The sequence below is a fragment of the Burkholderia sp. LMG 13014 genome, assembly GCF_905232215.1.
Classification (GTDB): domain Bacteria; phylum Pseudomonadota; class Gammaproteobacteria; order Burkholderiales; family Burkholderiaceae; genus Burkholderia.
This window is the reverse complement of the sequence record NZ_CAJNKE010000937.1, coordinates 1-1,578: the sequence shown is the minus strand read 5'-3', so window position 1 is coordinate 1,578 and position 1,578 is coordinate 1. Positions and strand designations below refer to the sequence as shown.

Genomic DNA, 1,578 nt, shown 5'->3' with positions numbered 1-1,578 from the left:
CCGCGTCACTGGGAATGGCTGGCCGCGCAGCCGGGCGGTGCGTCGGTCGCGTTGCGCAAGCTCGTCGAGGACGCACGGCGCACGCATGCGGCGGCCGATCGTCTCCGCGACGCGCAGGCGCGCGCGTACCACTTCATGTCGGCGATGGCGGGCGACCTGCCCGGTTTCGAGGAGGCCGCGCGCGCGCTGTATGCAAACGATCTGGCGCGGCTCACCGAGCTGATCGCCGGCTGGCCGGACGATGTGCGCGACCACGCGCTCGCGCTGACGCGCGGCGAGCTGCCGCCGTCCACCGAAGACTGCTGAAAGGAGCATTCGACGCAATGACCGTATTCGATCTGAACCAGGGCGCGATCGCGCCGGTCGCCGACGAGGTCGATCTCGTCGACCTGCGCGTGACCGGTGCCATCCCGCGCGAACTCGACGGCACGTTGCTGCGCAACGGCCCGAATCCGCCGGGTGGCCGCTTCGAAGGGAACGACGTGCTGTCGTGGTGGCCGGAAGCGGCGATGCTGCATGCGATCGCGTTCGAAGGCGGCCGCGCGACCGGCTACCGGAACCGCTGGGCGCGCACGCAGCGCTGGGCCGCCGTGCATGCGCCAGAAGGGGCATCGCATCTGCCCGACACCAACCCGAACGTGAGCGTGCTGCAGCATGCCGGTGAATTGCTCGCGCTGGCGGAAGGCGGCGCGCCGTTCGCGATCACGGCGGGGCTCGATTCGCTCGGCGTGCCGGCGCGGCACGCGGGCTTCGGCGGCGGGATGACCGCGCATCCGAAGGTCGATCCGGTCACGGGCGAGCTGATCGCGTTTCGCGCGGACTGGCGCGCGCCGTGGCTGCGCTATGGCGTGGCCGACGCGCAGGGCGTGCAGCGCGTCGATATCGAGATCGACCTGGGCGCGCCGTCGATGATGCACGACCTCGCGATCACCGAAACCCGCAGCCTGCTGCTCGACCTGAACGTCGGCTACGACTTCTCGCTGCTGAAGCAGGGCCACCGGATGCCGCTGCGCTGGCACGACGACCGGCCCGCGCGCATCGGCGTGCTCCCGCGCCATGGCGGCGCCGTGCACTGGTTCGGCATCGAGCCGTGCTTCATCCTGCACGTCGTGAACGCATACGACTGCGACGCGTCGTGCATCGTGCTCGATGTGGTGCGCTATCCGTCGTTCCTGCGGCTCGACGCGCGCACGGGCCGCTTCGCCGACAACCCGGTCGGCGAGCTGTGGCGCTACGTGATCGACACGGCGAACGGGCTGGTCGACGAAGGGCCGCTGGCCGACGGCGGCATCGAGTTGCCGCGCATCAACGAAAGCCGGACCGGGCGCAGCTATCGCTATCTGTACGCCATGGAGCAGCCGAACAACGCGGAAATGCGCGGCGTGATGCGCTTCGACCACGCGCGCGGCACGACGACGCATTACGCGGTGCCGCCCGGCGACCAGAACGGCGAGCCGGTGTTCGTGCCGCGCCCGGGCGGCGTCGACGAGGACGACGGCTGGCTGCTGGTGATGGTCTATCGCGCGGCGACGGACACGAGCGACGTCGTGATCCTCGATGCGCGCGCGATCGACGCGG

The 1,578-nt window shown here is 70.7% G+C and carries 2 protein-coding genes; both read left to right on the top strand.

Annotated features, from left to right (window positions below):
* A partial coding sequence (locus JYJ84_RS36310; protein ID WP_205190269.1) for a DUF2239 family protein occupies nt 1-306 on the top strand: 306 nt, incomplete at its 5' end.
* Between the two features lie 17 nt (nt 307-323).
* Nucleotides 324-1,578 (top strand): carotenoid oxygenase family protein (locus JYJ84_RS36305; protein ID WP_205190268.1); only part of this gene is annotated, 1,255 nt, incomplete at its 3' end.